This is a genomic window from Pseudomonas sp. W2I6 (assembly GCF_030815935.1).
GTDB lineage: Bacteria > Pseudomonadota > Gammaproteobacteria > Pseudomonadales > Pseudomonadaceae > Aquipseudomonas.
In genome coordinates this window covers 5,603,092-5,617,087 of record NZ_JAUSXJ010000001.1, presented here as the reverse complement: position 1 = coordinate 5,617,087, position 13,996 = coordinate 5,603,092, and the positions used below count along the sequence as shown (strand labels likewise).

Here is a 13,996-nt window from a genome sequence, read left to right as displayed (position 1 = left end):
AGGGGTCGGAGAAATTATATGATTCAGACTCAATCCATGCTCGATGTGGCCGATAACAGCGGCGCACGCCGCGTTATGTGCATCAAGGTGCTGGGTGGCTCCCATCGTCGTTACGCTGGTATCGGTGACATCATCAAAGTTACCGTGAAGGAAGCAATTCCTCGCGGTAAAGTGAAAAAAGGCCAAGTGATGACTGCTGTTGTAGTCCGCACTCGTCACGGCGTACGCCGTGCAGATGGCTCCATTATCCGCTTTGATGGCAACGCTGCTGTTCTTCTGAACAACAAGCAAGAGCCGATCGGCACCCGTATCTTTGGGCCAGTGACCCGTGAACTTCGTACTGAGAAGTTCATGAAGATCGTCTCGCTCGCCCCAGAAGTGCTGTAAGGAGATCCGACATGCAAAAGATTCGTCGTGACGACGAGATCATCGTGATCGCCGGCAAAGACAAAGGTAAGCGCGGTAAGGTGCTGAAGGTTCTTGCTGATGACCGTCTGGTCGTTGGTGGTCTGAACCTGGTCAAGCGTCATACCAAGCCTAACCCGATGTCGGGCGTACAAGGCGGTATCGTCGAGAAAGAAGCGCCACTGCACGCTTCTAACGTCGCCATCTTCAACGGCGAAACCAACAAGGCTGACCGCGTTGGTTTCAAAGTAGAAGACGGTAAGAAAATTCGTGTCTTCAAGTCGACCCAAAAAGCGGTTGATGCTTGAACACTGCTAGGTAGAAGACCATGGCACGACTAAAAGAGATTTACCGGAAGGAAATCGCACCGAAACTTAAGGAAGAACTTAAGCTTTCGAACGTGATGGAAGTTCCGCGCGTTACCAAAATCACCCTGAACATGGGTCTGGGCGAAGCGATCGGCGACAAAAAAGTCATCGAGCACGCTGTTGCTGACCTGGAAAAGATCACCGGCCAAAAAGTCGTTGTGACCTACGCTCGCAAATCCATCGCTGGCTTTAAAGTCCGTGAAGGATGGCCGATCGGCGTCAAAGTGACTCTGCGCCGTGAGCGTATGTACGAATTCCTGGATCGTCTGCTGTCGATCTCCCTGCCTCGGGTCCGCGACTTCCGCGGCCTGAATGCCAAGTCCTTCGATGGTCGTGGTAACTACAGCATGGGCGTTAAAGAGCAGATCATCTTCCCGGAAATCGACTACGACAAGATCGATGCTCTCCGCGGTCTGGACATCACCCTGACCACCACTGCCAAGAACGATGATGAAGGCCGCGCTCTGCTGCGTGCGTTCAAATTCCCGTTCCGCAACTGATTGGAGTAGGACCATGGCCAAGATGAGCATGAAAAACCGCGAGCTGAAGCGTCAGCTCACGGTTGCCAAGTACGCCAAGAAGCGTGCAGCACTGAAAGCAATCATCGTTGATCTGAACGCAAGTCCAGAAGCGCGTTGGGAAGCTACAGTTGCTCTGCAGAAGCAGCCACGTGACGCAAGCGCTTCGCGCATGCGTAACCGCTGCCGCCTGACCGGTCGTCCACACGGCGTTTACCGCAAGTTCGGCCTCGGCCGTAACAAACTGCGTGAAGCGGCAATGCGTGGTGACGTACCAGGTCTGGTTAAAGCCAGCTGGTAAGTACGTTCGAAGTCTCGGTGGCCAGGATCGCAAGATACTGACCGCCGGTGGCCTAGAATCTGGAACAAGCCCCTTTTGGGGCTTGTTTCATTTCCGGAGTGTGTCTAAAATACGCGGCTCGCCTGAGCCCGTGTGTTTTGTGCTCGGAGATTCTCGGCGACACGTAATGGCCGCAAGGCTAATTTTTTTGTATTAGGAGCGTCTAGCCATGAGTATGCAGGACCCGTTAGCGGACATGCTAACTCGTATCCGTAATGCCCAGATGGCTGAAAAGTCCGTCGTAAGCATGCCATCTTCCACGTTGAAGGTTGCTGTTGCCAAAGTCCTGAAAGACGAAGGCTACATTGCGGGTTATCAGATCAGCAGCGAAATCAAACCACTGCTGTCCATCGAGCTGAAGTACTTCGAAGGCCGTCCGGTCATCGAAGAAGTGAAGCGCGTTAGCCGTCCAGGCCTGCGTCAGTACAAGTCCGTTGATGATCTGCCAAAAGTTCGTGGCGGTCTCGGTGTGTCTATCGTCTCCACCAACAAAGGTGTGATGACGGATCGTGCTGCGCGCGCTGCCGGTGTCGGCGGCGAAGTTCTTTGCACTGTGTTCTAAGGGGGGATAAGCATGTCACGCGTCGCTAAGAACCCCGTTAAGCTGCCAGCCGGTGTCGAAGTAAAATTCGCAGGCCAACAGCTTTCGGTGAAGGGTGCCAAGGGCACTCTGGAACTGAACATCCATTCGTCCGTTGAGATCGTTGAAGAAGCTGGTGAGCTGCGTTTCGCTGCTCGCAATGGCGATCAACAAACTCGCGCAATGGCCGGTACCACTCGTGCGTTGGTAAACAACATGGTCCAAGGCGTAAGCCAAGGCTTCGAGCGCAAGCTCCAGCTGGTCGGTGTTGGTTACAAAGCGCAAGCAAAAGGCACGGTTCTGAACCTGGCCCTTGGCTTCTCGCACCCAGTGGATTACGAACTGCCGGAAGGCATCACCGCTGAGACCCCTAGCCAAACCGATATCCTGATCAAGGGTATTGATAAGCAGCTGGTAGGTCAGGTGGCCGCTGAGATCCGCGACTTCCGTCCACCAGAGCCGTACAAAGGCAAAGGTGTGCGCTACGCGGACGAAGTCGTCCGTCGTAAAGAAGCCAAGAAGAAGTAGGGCATAGCAAATGACCGACAAAAAAGTTACTCGACTGCGTCGCGCTCGCAAAGCACGCCTGAAAATGCACGAACTCGAAGTCGTGCGTCTCTGCGTGTTCCGCTCGTCGCAGCACATCTACGCCCAGGTCATCTCGGCCGACGGCAACAAAGTCCTGGCAAGCGCCTCGACTTTGGATAAAGAACTGCGTGATGGTGCCACTGGCAACATCGACGCGGCCACTAAGGTTGGCCAGCTGGTCGCTACGCGTGCTAAGGCCGCCGGCGTCTCGCAAGTGGCTTTCGACCGCTCTGGCTTCAAGTACCACGGCCGCGTGAAAGCGCTGGCTGATGCTGCTCGTGAAGCTGGGCTGGAGTTCTAAGTTATGTCAAATAACGACCAAAAGCGCGACGAAGGCTACATTGAGAAGCTGGTTCAAGTTAACCGCGTAGCCAAAACCGTTAAAGGCGGCCGTATCTTCACTTTCACCGCGTTGACCGTGGTAGGTGATGGTAAAGGGCGCGTTGGCTTCGGCCGTGGCAAGTCACGTGAAGTGCCTGCTGCGATCCAGAAGGCAATGGAAGCTGCTCGTCGCAACATGATCCAAGTTGATCTGAACGGCACCACTCTGCAGTACGCAATGAAGTCCGCTCACGGCGCTTCGAAGGTGTACATGCAGCCTGCCTCTGAAGGTACCGGTATCATCGCTGGCGGCGCTATGCGTGCTGTCCTCGAAGTTGCTGGCGTTCAGAACGTTCTGGCCAAGTGCTACGGCTCGACTAACCCGGTAAACGTGGTTCACGCCACTTTCAAGGGTTTGAAAGCAATGCAGTCTCCTGAATCCATTGCCGCCAAGCGTGGCAAAAGCGTCAAGGAGATCTTCTGATCATGGCTACCGTTAAAGTAACGCTGATCAAAAGCATGACCGGCCGCATCCCTAACCACAAATTGTGCGTTAAGGGTTTGGGTCTGCGTCGCATCGGTCACACTGTAGAAGTACTTGATACTCCCGAGAATCGCGGGATGATCAACAAGGCTTACTACATGCTGCGTGTCGAGGGTTAATTCGATGAAACTCAATGATCTGAGTCCAGCGCCGGGTTCCCGTCGCGAAAAGCATCGTCCGGGCCGTGGTATCGGTAGTGGTTTGGGCAAGACCGGTGGCCGTGGCCACAAAGGTCAGTCCTCCCGCTCCGGTGGCACCATCGCTCCAGGCTTTGAAGGCGGTCAACAGCCGCTGCATCGTCGCCTGCCGAAGTTCGGTTTCGTTTCCCTGAAAGCCATGGACCGCGCAGAAGTGCGTCTGTCCGAGCTGGCCAAAGTGGAAGGCGACATCGTTACCGTGCAGACCCTGAAAGATGCCAACGTGATCAACGTCAACGTACAGCGTGTGAAAATCATGCTGTCCGGTGAAGTGACTCGCGCTGTCACTATCGGCAAGGGAATCGGCGCCACCAAAGGTGCGCGTTCGGCTATCGAAGCAGCTGGCGGCAAGTTCGAGGAATAAATGGCTAAGCAAGGTGCTCTCTCAGCGCTCGGCAAAGGCGGTATGTCTGAACTTTGGGCTCGTCTGCGTTTTCTGTTCCTGGCGATTATCGTCTACCGAATAGGCGCACACATCCCGGTTCCAGGTATCAACCCGGACCGACTCGCAGACCTGTTTCGACAGAATGAGGGGACCATTCTTAGCTTGTTCAACATGTTTTCCGGCGGCGCGCTGGAACGGATGAGCATCTTTGCACTGGGGATCATGCCGTACATCTCGGCATCGATCATCATGCAACTGATGACCGCCGTCAGTCCGCAGTTGGAGCAGTTGAAGAAGGAAGGTGAAGCTGGCCGTCGCAAGATAAGCCAGTACACCCGCTACGGCACTGTCATCCTCGCCCTGGTCCAGGCTATCGGCATGTCCGTTGGCCTGGCCGGGCAGGGTGTTGCGTTCACTGGTGACTTTGGCTTCCATTTCGTCGCGGTATCCACATTTGTGGCTGGTGCGATGTTCATGATGTGGCTGGGTGAGCAGATTACTGAGCGTGGTGTTGGTAACGGTATCTCGATGTTGATTTTCGCAGGTATCGTTGCCGGTCTTCCGAGAGCGATTGGGCAGTCTTTCGAGTCTGCACGTCAGGGTGATATCAATATCTTCGCCCTGGTTGCCATCGGTTTGTTGGCAGTAGCGATTATCGGTTTTGTGGTGTTCATTGAGCGTGGCCAGCGTCGTATTGCTGTTCACTACGCCAAGCGTCAGCAGGGCCGCAAGGTCTTTGCCGCGCAGACCAGCCACCTGCCGCTGAAAGTGAACATGGCCGGGGTTATTCCTGCCATTTTCGCGAGCAGCATTTTGCTGTTTCCGGCTTCGTTGGGTGCCTGGTTCGGTCAGTCTGAAGGTATGGGCTGGTTGCAGGACATCTCGCAGTCGATCGCTCCTGGTCAGCCGTTGAATATTCTGCTGTTTAGTGCAGGGATTATTTTCTTCTGCTTCTTCTATACGGCGTTGATGTTCAATCCGAAAGACGTAGCGGAAAACCTGAAGAAGTCCGGTGCCTTTATTCCGGGTATTCGTCCAGGTGAGCAGTCTGCGCGCTACATTGATGGCGTTCTGACTCGCTTGACCATGTTCGGTGCTCTATATATGACGGCCGTCTGCCTGTTGCCCCAGTTCCTGGTGGTTGCAGCAAACGTTCCGTTCTACCTTGGCGGGACCTCGTTGCTGATCGTCGTCGTGGTTGTGATGGACTTCATGTCCCAAGTACAATCGCACCTCGTTTCGCACCAGTACGAATCCCTGATGAAGAAAGCCAACCTGAAGGGTTACGGCAGCGGCATGTTGCGCTGAGTACCCATAAGGTTCGAGGAGTTGGTGATGAAAGTTCGTGCATCGGTGAAAAAGCTGTGCCGTAACTGCAAGATTATTCGCCGCGAAGGTGTTGTTCGAGTAATTTGCAGCGCGGAACCGCGTCACAAACAGCGCCAAGGCTGAGTGTGATCCGCTTGAAGCCCGGCAGCTAGTGCGCTGCCGGGTTGATTATTTGTTATTACAGCGATATTATCTCGCGCCCTATTTCTTGGCTTCCGGGGCGTAGGTAGCTGTCAATTGGAGTCCCACTGAATGGCCCGTATTGCAGGCGTTAACATTCCAGATAACAAGCACACTGTTATCTCGCTGACCTACATCTATGGTGTTGGTCGCACTACTGCGCAGAAAATTTGCGCAGATACTGGGGTAAACCCAGCCGCAAAGATCAAGGATCTGAGCGACGAGCAGATTGAGCTGTTGCGTGGCGAAGTGGCGAAGTTCACCACTGAAGGTGACCTGCGTCGCGAAATCAACATGAAAATCAAGCGTTTGATGGACCTCGGTTGCTACCGTGGTCTGCGTCATCGTCGTGGTCTTCCAGTACGCGGTCAGCGTACCAAGACTAACGCGCGTACCCGTAAAGGTCCGCGTAAGCCGATCCGCAAGTAATCGCCCACGCGAATCGACAGGAAATTAATCATGGCAAAACCTGCTGCTCGTCCTCGTAAAAAAGTTAAAAAGACAGTGGTTGATGGCATCGCCCACATCCATGCATCTTTTAACAACACAATCGTGACCATCACCGACCGTCAAGGTAACGCGCTTTCTTGGGCTACCTCCGGTGGTTCGGGTTTCCGCGGTTCCCGCAAGTCCACCCCGTTTGCTGCTCAAGTAGCTGCTGAACGTGCTGGTCAAGCTGCGCTGGAATATGGCCTGAAAAACCTCGACGTCAACGTCAAAGGTCCAGGTCCAGGTCGTGAGTCTGCTGTCCGTGCATTGAACGGCTGTGGCTATAAGATCGCCAGCATCACCGACGTGACGCCAATCCCGCACAACGGGTGCCGTCCGCCGAAGAAGCGCCGCGTGTAATCCAGGAGATTGTAAAGAATGGCTCGTTACATTGGTCCAAAATGCAAACTCGCTCGTCGTGAAGGCACCGATCTCTTTCTGAAGAGCGGCGTGCGCGCGATCGAATCGAAGTGCAACATTGAAGCAGCACCTGGTATCCACGGCCAACGCCGCGGTCGCCAGTCCGACTACGGCACCCAACTGCGTGAAAAGCAGAAGGTCCGTCGTATCTACGGCGTTCTCGAGCGTCAGTTCAGCGGCTACTACAAAGAAGCTGCTGGCAAGAAAGGTGCAACCGGTGAAAACCTGCTGCAACTGCTCGAATGCCGTCTGGACAACGTTGTATACCGTATGGGCTTTGGTTCGACTCGTGCCGAATCCCGTCAGCTGGTATCGCACAAATCCGTCAGCGTAAACGGCCAAACCGTTAACGTCCCGTCGTACCAGGTTCGTGCTGGTGACGTGGTCGCGATTCGCGAGAAAGCAAAAAATCAACTTCGCATTGTCCAAGCTCTCGATCTGTGTGCCCAACGTGGCCGCGTAGAATGGGTAGAAGTAGACACTGAGAAGAAGTCGGGCGTTTTCAAGAACGTTCCTGCTCGCAGTGATCTGTCCGCCGACATCAACGAAAGCCTGATTGTCGAGCTCTACTCCAAGTAAGGGCTAGAAAATAGGTGCATCCATGCAGATTTCGGTAAATGAGTTCCTGACACCCCGTCACATTGATGTGCAGGTTGTCAGTCCAACCCGCGCCAAGATCACTCTCGAGCCTCTCGAGCGTGGTTTTGGCCACACCCTGGGCAACGCGCTGCGCCGCATCCTGTTGTCCTCAATGCCCGGCTGTGCAGTAGTCGAGGCCGAGATTGACGGTGTGCTCCACGAGTACAGCGCCATCGAAGGTGTACAGGAAGACGTAATTGAAATCCTGTTGAACCTTAAAGGTCTGGCTATCAAGCTGCACGGCCGTGACGAAGTTACGCTGACCTTGTCGAAGAAGGGTTCGGGGGTGGTTACCGCTGCCGATATTCAGCTGGATCATGATGTCGAGATCGTTAATCCCGATCACGTAATCGCTAACCTGGCGTCTAACGGCGCCCTGAACATGAAGCTCACCGTAGCTCGTGGTCGTGGTTATGAACCGGCCGACTCGCGTCAGAGCGATGAAGACGAAAGCCGCAGCATTGGTCGCTTGCAGCTCGACTCTTCGTTCAGCCCGGTTCGCCGTATCGCATACGTGGTGGAAAACGCCCGTGTCGAACAGCGTACTAACCTGGACAAGCTGGTTATTGATCTGGAAACCAACGGTACTCTGGATCCTGAAGAGGCTATCCGCCGCGCTGCAACCATTCTGCAACAGCAGTTGGCTGCGTTCGTCGACCTCAAGGGTGACAGCGAACCAGTGGTAATCGAGCAGGAAGACGAGATCGATCCGATCCTGCTTCGCCCGGTTGACGATCTGGAACTGACTGTACGTTCGGCTAACTGCCTTAAGGCGGAAAACATTTACTACATCGGTGATCTGATTCAGCGCACCGAAGTAGAACTGTTGAAGACTCCGAACCTGGGCAAGAAATCCTTGACTGAAATCAAGGACGTTCTGGCCTCCCGCGGTCTGTCCCTCGGCATGCGCCTCGACAACTGGCCGCCTGCAAGTCTTAAGAAGGACGACAAGGCGACTGCCTGATCGTCGTAATCACCGAACGTGAGTTTGGTAAGGAATGAACCATGCGTCATCGTAAAAGTGGTCGTCACCTGAGCCGTACCAGCTCGCACCGTAAGGCTATGTTCCAGAACATGGCGGTGTCGCTGTTCGAGCACGAGCTGATCAAAACTACACTGCCGAAAGCTAAAGAACTGCGTCGCGTTGCTGAGCCGCTGATTACTTTGGCCAAGACAGACAGCCTGGCTAACCGCCGTCTGGCTTTCGACCGTACTCGTTCGAAAGCTATCGTTGGTAAGCTCTTCAACGACCTGGGCAAGCGTTACGCTACCCGTGAGGGTGGCTACCTGCGCATCCTCAAGTGCGGTTTCCGCGCTGGTGACAACGCGCCTATGGCGTACGTTGAGCTGATCGATCGTCCAGTTGGCGGTGAAGCTGTATCCGCTGAGTAAGACGTCAGTCTGTAACGAAGAACCGGGCCTAGTGCCCGGTTTTTTGTGCGCGTTGAAAACTGGAATTACCTCGAGCGAATACACGTTCAGCCCGTGCAGCTACTTCTGATATCCGTTCGGATGGATCGTTAGTTAATTTCTATCGGTGGGTATGATTTAATAAATTTGATGGTGTCATCTTCCTGATCAATAATCGCTCCAAGCCGATTAGCCGGCAGTTCCGAGACTGACCTGAGGAAGATTGAGCATGAGCCAGAATAAAACCCTTACTACCGCCAGCGGCGCACCTGTCGCGGATAACCAGAATTCCCGTTCCGCCGGCCCACGCGGCCCGCTGCTGCTCGACGACTTTCACCTGATCGAGAAGCTCGCTCACTTCAACCGTGAAAACATTCCTGAGCGTCGTGTACACGCCAAAGGCTCGGGCGCTTACGGTACCTTCACCGTCACTCAAGACATCACGCAGTACACCAGCGCCAAGCTCTTCGATTCTGTGGGCAAGCAAACTCCGACTTTCCTGCGCTTCTCCACGGTGGGTGGCGAGCGTGGTTCGGCTGATACTGAGCGCGACCCGCGTGGTTTCGCGTTGAAGTTCTACACCGAAGAAGGCAACTGGGACATCGTTGGTAACAACACCCCGGTGTTCTTCATCCGCGACCCGCTGAAGTTTCCCGACTTTATCCACACCCAAAAGCGCCTGCCGCAAAGCAACCTGAAAAGTGCACAGATGATGTGGGACTTCTGGTCGCACTCCCCTGAGGCGCTGCACCAGGTCACCATCCTGTTTTCGGACCGTGGCATCCCGGATGGCTACCGTCACATGCACGGCTTCGGCAGTCACACCTACAGCTTGATTAACGCCAAAGGCGAGCGTCACTGGGTGAAGTGGCACTACAAGACCAAGCAAGGTATCAAGAACCTGGCGCCGGCTGACGCTGCACGCCTGGCGGGTACCGACCCTGATTACGCTCAGCGCGATCTGTTCGGTGCTATTGAGCGTGGTGACTTCCCGAAATGGCGCGTGTGCATTCAGATCATGACTGAGGCCCAGGCCAACGCTCACTACGAAAACCCGTTCGACGTGACCAAGACCTGGTCGCAGAAAGAGTTCCCGCTGATCGAAGTGGGTGAGCTGGAACTGAACCGCAACCCGCTGAACTACTTCGCTGAAGTTGAACAGGCGGCTTTCGGTCCAAGCAACATGGTCCCGGGTGTTGGCCTGTCGCCAGACCGCATGCTGCAAGGGCGCGTGTTCGCTTACGCCGATGCCCATCGCTACCGCGTAGGTACCAATCACCAGCAACTGCCGGTGAATGCGCCACGCAGCCCAGTCAACAGCTACCAGCGTGATGGTTCGATGGCATTCGGCTCCAATGGTGGTGCGGCCCCCAATTACGAGCCAAACAGCTACGCCGATGCGCCGAAGCAGGCTCCTCAGTATGCCGAGCCAGCCTTGGCCCTGAGCGGTGCGGCTGATCGTTACGATCACCGCGAAGATACCGACTACTACAGCCATGCCGGTGCGCTGTTCCGCCTGATGAACGATGAGCAGAAAGCCCTGCTGATCAACAATATCGCCGGCGCAATGGCGGGTGTTTCCAGCGACGTGGTGCAGCGCCAGTTGCAGTACTTCTTCAAGGCCGACCCGGCTTATGGAGAAGGGATCGCATCTGCACTGGGTGTATCGCTTAACTGACTCTAAACGATAAGCAGAACCGCCCTCATTTGGGCGGTTTTTGCGTTATTTAAGCTACTTTTCACCGGAAATCTTCACTTTTCTGCCGTTGGTCCCGTGACCTCCGGGTCATCATGGTTCAAACTACAGACTTTCAAGCAGGGAGATGTAGGGCGATGCAAGGTCACCCCGACGTAATCGATTACCTCAACACGTTGCTGACGGGCGAACTGGCAGCTCGTGACCAATATTTCATTCACTCGCGGATGTACGAAGACTGGGGCTTTACCGAGCTCTACGAGCGTATCAACCATGAAATGGAAGAAGAGGCACAGCACGCCGACGCACTGATGCGCCGTATCCTGATGCTCGAAGGCACGCCCCGTATGCGTCCCGACGACCTGGATACCGGCACCACGGTGCCTGAGATGCTCGCCAGCGACTTGCGCCTTGAGTACAAGGTCCGTGCCGCGCTCTGCAAGGGCATTGAGCTCTGCGAGCAGCACAACGACTACGTCACGCGGGAAATCCTGCGGGTGCAGTTGAATGACACCGAAGAGGATCACACCTACTGGCTGGAAAAGCAGTTGGGCCTGATCAAGCTGATTGGCCTGGAGAATTACCTGCAATCGCAGTTCTGATTCCTCCAGCTACTAAAAAGCCCCTGTCACTTACACGGTGACAGGGGCTTTTTCGTGGGGCTGAACAATCAGTCCTTGTCGCGAGCCAGCAGAGGCTTGAGGTAGAAGCCGGTGTGAGACTGCTTCATCTCCGAGACTTGCTCCGGTGTGCCGACCGCAATGATCTGCCCACCTTTGGAACCGCCTTCCGGCCCCAGGTCCACCAGCCAGTCGGCGGTCTTGATCACATCCAGATTGTGCTCGATCACTACCACCGTGTTGCCGTGGTCACGCAGGCGATGCAGCACATCCAGCAATTGCTGGATATCCGCGAAGTGCAGGCCTGTGGTCGGCTCGTCGAGGATGTACAGCGTCTTGCCGGTATCACGCTTGGACAGCTCGCGAGACAGCTTGACCCGCTGGGCCTCGCCACCCGACAGCGTCGTCGCCGACTGACCCAGCTTGATGTACGACAGGCCAACATCCATCAGTGTCTGCAGCTTGCGCGCCAGGGCCGGTACCGCGTCGAAGAACACCCGCGCTTCCTCGATCGTCATCTCGAGGGTTTCGTGGATGCTCTTGCCCTTGTACTTGATCTCCAGGGTTTCGCGGTTGTAGCGCTTGCTCTTGCACACGTCGCACGGCACGTAGATGTCCGGCAGGAAGTGCATCTCCACCTTGATCAAGCCATCGCCCTGGCACGCTTCGCAGCGGCCGCCCTTGACGTTGAACGAGAACCGGCCAGGCCCGTAGCCACGGGAGCGCGATTCCGGCACGCCGGCGAACAGCTCGCGAATCGGCGTGAACAGCCCGGTGTAGGTCGCCGGGTTGGAGCGCGGTGTGCGGCCAATCGGGCTTTGGTCGATATCGACCACCTTGTCCAGGTGTTCCAGGCCCTTGATGCTGTCGTGAGCGGCGGCTTCCAGGGTGGTCGCGCCGTTCAGTGCAGTGGCACTCAACGGGAACAGCGTGTTGTTGATCAGCGTTGATTTGCCCGAACCGGATACACCGGTCACACAGGTCAGCAGGCCCAGCGGGATCTCCAGGTCTACATTGCGCAGGTTGTTGCCACGCGCGCCCTTGAGGTGCAGTGCCATCTTCTTGTTGCGCGGGGTGCGTTTGGCCGGCACGGCGATCTTCACGCGACCCGACAGGTACTTACCGGTCAGCGAGTCAGGATGCGCCATCACTTCAGCCGGCGTGCCCTCGGCGACAATATGCCCACCGTGAACACCCGCTCCCGGCCCGATATCGACCACATAATCGGCCAGGCGAATCGCGTCTTCATCGTGCTCGACCACGATCACCGTATTGCCGATGTCCCGCAGGTGCTTCAGCGTGCCCAGCAAACGGTCGTTGTCCCGTTGATGCAAACCAATCGACGGTTCATCGAGGATGTACAACACGCCCACCAGGCCGGCACCGATCTGGCTGGCCAAGCGAATCCGCTGGGCTTCACCGCCGGAAAGCGTGTCGGCACTGCGGTCCAGCGACAGGTAGTCCAGGCCCACGTTGACCAGGAACTGCAGCCGTTCACGAATCTCCTTGAGGATCTTGTCGGCAATTTCCCCGCGGCGGCCCGTCAGTTTCAGCGTGCCGAAGTATTCGCAGGCATCGCCAATCGGCAGGTTGGTCACTGCCGGCAGGGTCTTCTCGCCAACCCACACATGCCGCGCCTCACGGCGCAGGCGTGTGCCACGGCAATCCGGGCAAGGCTGGGTGCTGAGGAACTTGGCCAGCTCCTCGCGCACGCTGGCGGACTCTGTCTCGCGGTAGCGCCGCTCCAGGTTCGGCACGATGCCTTCGAACGGGTGCGAGCGTTTGACGATATCGCCACGGTCGTTCAAATACTTGAAGTCGACGTTCTGTGAACCGCTGCCATGCAGGATGAATTTCTGCTGTTCGGCCGGCAGTTCGTTGAACGGCACTTCCAGGCTGAACTTGTAGTGCGAAGCCAACGAACCCAGCATCTGGAAGTAATAGACGTTACGCCTGTCCCAGCCACGTATCGCACCCTCCGCCAGTGTGAGGTCACCGTTGACCAGGCGCTTGATGTCGAAGAATTGCTTAACCCCCAGGCCATCACAGGTCGGGCAAGCGCCGGCCGGGTTGTTGAAGGAAAACAGCTTCGGTTCCAGCTCGCTGATGGCATGGCCGCAGATCGGGCAGGCGAAGCGCGCGGAGAAGATGATTTCTTCCCCGGGTTCATCGTCCATCGGCGCCACCAGGGCAATGCCGTCTGCCAGCTTCAGCGCGGTCTCGAAAGACTCCGCCAGGCGCTGCTGCAAGTCGGCACGCACCTTGAAGCGGTCGACGACCACATCAATCGAGTGCTTTTTCTGTTTATCCAGCTTCGGCGCTTCGTCCAGCTCGTAGAGCTTGCCGTTGATGCGGGCACGCACGAAACCCTGGGCACGCAGTTCTTCAAAGACCGAAAGGTGTTCACCCTTGCGCTCGCGAATCACCGGTGCCAGCAGCATCAGCTTGGCGCCCTCCGGCTGGGCCAGCACCAGGTCGACCATCTGGCTGACGGTCTGGGCTTCCAGGGGAATGTCGTGGTCCGGGCAGCGGGGAATACCCACGCGGGCATACAGCAGGCGCAGGTAGTCGTAGATCTCGGTGATGGTGCCCACGGTGGAACGCGGGTTGTGGGAGGTGGATTTCTGTTCGATGGAAATCGCAGGCGACAGGCCTTCAATGGTGTCGACGTCGGGCTTTTCCATCATCGACAGGAACTGGCGGGCATAGGCCGACAGGGATTCCACATAGCGGCGCTGGCCTTCGGCGTACAGCGTGTCAAACGCCAGGGACGACTTGCCGGACCCGGACAAGCCGGTGATGACGATCAGTTTGTCCCGTGGCAGGGTCAGGTCGATGTTCTTCAGGTTGTGGGTTCGAGCCCCACGAATCAGGATCTTGTCCAAGATGGCCTCGCACGGCGGGCGTAAATAATGCAGGAGTATACGGCTAAAGACTGGATGAATATACACTGTCAAAGTGCCGGGT

The 13,996-nt window shown here is 56.2% G+C and carries 20 protein-coding genes; 19 read left to right on the top strand and 1 reads right to left on the bottom strand.

Features of this window, described 5'->3' with window-relative positions; all coding sequences use genetic code 11:
- Positions 1–18: 18 nt before the first annotated feature.
- From rplN to bfr, 19 genes are all read left to right on the top strand, one after another.
- On the top strand, positions 19–387 hold the full coding sequence (gene rplN, locus QF039_RS25985; RefSeq protein ID WP_002555479.1) for a 50S ribosomal protein L14: 369 nt from the start codon (positions 19–21) through the stop codon (positions 385–387).
- Between the two features lie 11 nt (positions 388–398).
- Entirely contained in the window at positions 399–713 is a 315-nt protein-coding gene (gene rplX, locus QF039_RS25980) for a 50S ribosomal protein L24 (RefSeq protein WP_007896770.1), read from the top strand.
- Between the two features lie 20 nt (positions 714–733).
- Positions 734–1,273, top strand: a complete 540-nt coding sequence (gene rplE / locus QF039_RS25975; protein ID WP_003210069.1) for a 50S ribosomal protein L5 — start codon at positions 734–736, stop codon at positions 1,271–1,273.
- A gap of 13 nt (positions 1,274–1,286) precedes the next feature.
- A complete protein-coding gene (gene rpsN / locus QF039_RS25970; RefSeq protein ID WP_003176414.1) occupies positions 1,287–1,592 on the top strand; it encodes a 30S ribosomal protein S14 in 306 nt (101 codons plus the stop codon).
- A gap of 208 nt (positions 1,593–1,800) precedes the next feature.
- Positions 1,801–2,193: a 30S ribosomal protein S8 gene (rpsH, locus tag QF039_RS25965; protein ID WP_003186040.1), complete on the top strand. Its 393-nt coding sequence runs from the start codon at positions 1,801–1,803 to the stop codon at positions 2,191–2,193.
- A gap of 12 nt (positions 2,194–2,205) precedes the next feature.
- Positions 2,206–2,739, top strand: coding sequence for a 50S ribosomal protein L6 (gene rplF, locus QF039_RS25960; protein WP_003176412.1), 534 nt, complete (start codon positions 2,206–2,208; stop codon positions 2,737–2,739).
- A 10-nt stretch (positions 2,740–2,749) separates the two neighbouring features.
- Positions 2,750–3,100 (top strand): 50S ribosomal protein L18, encoded by a 351-nt coding sequence (gene rplR, locus QF039_RS25955; RefSeq protein ID WP_003186037.1) that lies wholly within the window; start codon positions 2,750–2,752, stop codon positions 3,098–3,100.
- 3 nt (positions 3,101–3,103) lie between these two features.
- Positions 3,104–3,604, top strand: a complete 501-nt coding sequence (gene rpsE, locus QF039_RS25950) for a 30S ribosomal protein S5 (RefSeq protein WP_003186035.1) — start codon at positions 3,104–3,106, stop codon at positions 3,602–3,604.
- A gap of 2 nt (positions 3,605–3,606) precedes the next feature.
- Complete coding sequence (gene rpmD / locus QF039_RS25945; protein ID WP_003186033.1) at positions 3,607–3,783, top strand: 50S ribosomal protein L30; 177 nt, start codon at positions 3,607–3,609, stop codon at positions 3,781–3,783.
- Between the two features lie 4 nt (positions 3,784–3,787).
- Positions 3,788–4,225 (top strand): 50S ribosomal protein L15, encoded by a 438-nt coding sequence (rplO, locus tag QF039_RS25940; RefSeq protein WP_003210066.1) that lies wholly within the window; start codon positions 3,788–3,790, stop codon positions 4,223–4,225.
- Positions 4,226–5,554: a preprotein translocase subunit SecY gene (secY, locus tag QF039_RS25935; protein ID WP_003210064.1), complete on the top strand. Its 1,329-nt coding sequence runs from the start codon at positions 4,226–4,228 to the stop codon at positions 5,552–5,554. It abuts the gene before it with no gap.
- 27 nt (positions 5,555–5,581) lie between these two features.
- Positions 5,582–5,698 carry a 50S ribosomal protein L36 gene (rpmJ, locus tag QF039_RS25930; protein WP_002555468.1) on the top strand — a complete coding sequence of 39 codons (117 nt, stop codon included), beginning with the start codon at positions 5,582–5,584 and terminating at the stop codon, positions 5,696–5,698.
- A 129-nt stretch (positions 5,699–5,827) separates the two neighbouring features.
- Positions 5,828–6,184, top strand: coding sequence for a 30S ribosomal protein S13 (gene rpsM, locus QF039_RS25925; RefSeq protein WP_003210063.1), 357 nt, complete (start codon positions 5,828–5,830; stop codon positions 6,182–6,184).
- A gap of 30 nt (positions 6,185–6,214) precedes the next feature.
- A complete protein-coding gene (gene rpsK / locus QF039_RS25920; protein ID WP_002555466.1) occupies positions 6,215–6,604 on the top strand; it encodes a 30S ribosomal protein S11 in 390 nt (129 codons plus the stop codon).
- A gap of 18 nt (positions 6,605–6,622) precedes the next feature.
- Positions 6,623–7,243, top strand: coding sequence for a 30S ribosomal protein S4 (rpsD, locus tag QF039_RS25915; RefSeq protein WP_003210056.1), 621 nt, complete (start codon positions 6,623–6,625; stop codon positions 7,241–7,243).
- A gap of 22 nt (positions 7,244–7,265) precedes the next feature.
- Positions 7,266–8,267, top strand: coding sequence for a DNA-directed RNA polymerase subunit alpha (locus QF039_RS25910; protein ID WP_003176403.1), 1,002 nt, complete (start codon positions 7,266–7,268; stop codon positions 8,265–8,267).
- Positions 8,268–8,308: 41 nt separating this feature from the next.
- The gene (gene rplQ / locus QF039_RS25905) at positions 8,309–8,695 is read left to right on the top strand and encodes a 50S ribosomal protein L17 (protein ID WP_003210053.1); all 387 of its coding nucleotides are present in this window, start codon (positions 8,309–8,311) and stop codon (positions 8,693–8,695) included.
- 247 nt (positions 8,696–8,942) lie between these two features.
- Positions 8,943–10,391 carry a catalase gene (locus QF039_RS25900; RefSeq protein ID WP_008436430.1) on the top strand — a complete coding sequence of 483 codons (1,449 nt, stop codon included), beginning with the start codon at positions 8,943–8,945 and terminating at the stop codon, positions 10,389–10,391.
- Positions 10,392–10,546: 155 nt separating this feature from the next.
- Positions 10,547–11,011, top strand: coding sequence for a bacterioferritin (gene bfr, locus QF039_RS25895; protein ID WP_003210048.1), 465 nt, complete (start codon positions 10,547–10,549; stop codon positions 11,009–11,011).
- 68 nt (positions 11,012–11,079) lie between these two features.
- Here the strand turns inward: bfr and uvrA are convergent, their stop codons facing one another.
- On the bottom strand, positions 11,080–13,914 hold the full coding sequence (uvrA, locus tag QF039_RS25890) for an excinuclease ABC subunit UvrA (RefSeq protein WP_003210046.1): 2,835 nt from the start codon (positions 13,912–13,914) through the stop codon (positions 11,080–11,082).
- Positions 13,915–13,996: the final 82 nt, after the last annotated feature.

Coding starts and splice junctions, on each gene's coding strand:
- rplN (WP_002555479.1), top strand. CDS start 19: ATGATTCAGACTCAATCCATGCTCGATGTGGCCGATAACAGCGGCGCA.
- rpsE (WP_003186035.1), top strand. CDS start 3,104: ATGTCAAATAACGACCAAAAGCGCGACGAAGGCTACATTGAGAAGCTG.
- rpmJ (WP_002555468.1), top strand. CDS start 5,582: ATGAAAGTTCGTGCATCGGTGAAAAAGCTGTGCCGTAACTGCAAGATT.
- rplX (WP_007896770.1), top strand. CDS start 399: ATGCAAAAGATTCGTCGTGACGACGAGATCATCGTGATCGCCGGCAAA.
- rpsD (WP_003210056.1), top strand. CDS start 6,623: ATGGCTCGTTACATTGGTCCAAAATGCAAACTCGCTCGTCGTGAAGGC.
- bfr (WP_003210048.1), top strand. CDS start 10,547: ATGCAAGGTCACCCCGACGTAATCGATTACCTCAACACGTTGCTGACG.
- rplR (WP_003186037.1), top strand. CDS start 2,750: ATGACCGACAAAAAAGTTACTCGACTGCGTCGCGCTCGCAAAGCACGC.
- rplQ (WP_003210053.1), top strand. CDS start 8,309: ATGCGTCATCGTAAAAGTGGTCGTCACCTGAGCCGTACCAGCTCGCAC.
- rpmD (WP_003186033.1), top strand. CDS start 3,607: ATGGCTACCGTTAAAGTAACGCTGATCAAAAGCATGACCGGCCGCATC.
- rpsK (WP_002555466.1), top strand. CDS start 6,215: ATGGCAAAACCTGCTGCTCGTCCTCGTAAAAAAGTTAAAAAGACAGTG.
- secY (WP_003210064.1), top strand. CDS start 4,226: ATGGCTAAGCAAGGTGCTCTCTCAGCGCTCGGCAAAGGCGGTATGTCT.
- rplE (WP_003210069.1), top strand. CDS start 734: ATGGCACGACTAAAAGAGATTTACCGGAAGGAAATCGCACCGAAACTT.
- rpsN (WP_003176414.1), top strand. CDS start 1,287: ATGGCCAAGATGAGCATGAAAAACCGCGAGCTGAAGCGTCAGCTCACG.
- rplO (WP_003210066.1), top strand. CDS start 3,788: ATGAAACTCAATGATCTGAGTCCAGCGCCGGGTTCCCGTCGCGAAAAG.
- rplF (WP_003176412.1), top strand. CDS start 2,206: ATGTCACGCGTCGCTAAGAACCCCGTTAAGCTGCCAGCCGGTGTCGAA.
- rpsM (WP_003210063.1), top strand. CDS start 5,828: ATGGCCCGTATTGCAGGCGTTAACATTCCAGATAACAAGCACACTGTT.
- rpsH (WP_003186040.1), top strand. CDS start 1,801: ATGAGTATGCAGGACCCGTTAGCGGACATGCTAACTCGTATCCGTAAT.
- QF039_RS25910 (WP_003176403.1), top strand. CDS start 7,266: ATGCAGATTTCGGTAAATGAGTTCCTGACACCCCGTCACATTGATGTG.
- QF039_RS25900 (WP_008436430.1), top strand. CDS start 8,943: ATGAGCCAGAATAAAACCCTTACTACCGCCAGCGGCGCACCTGTCGCG.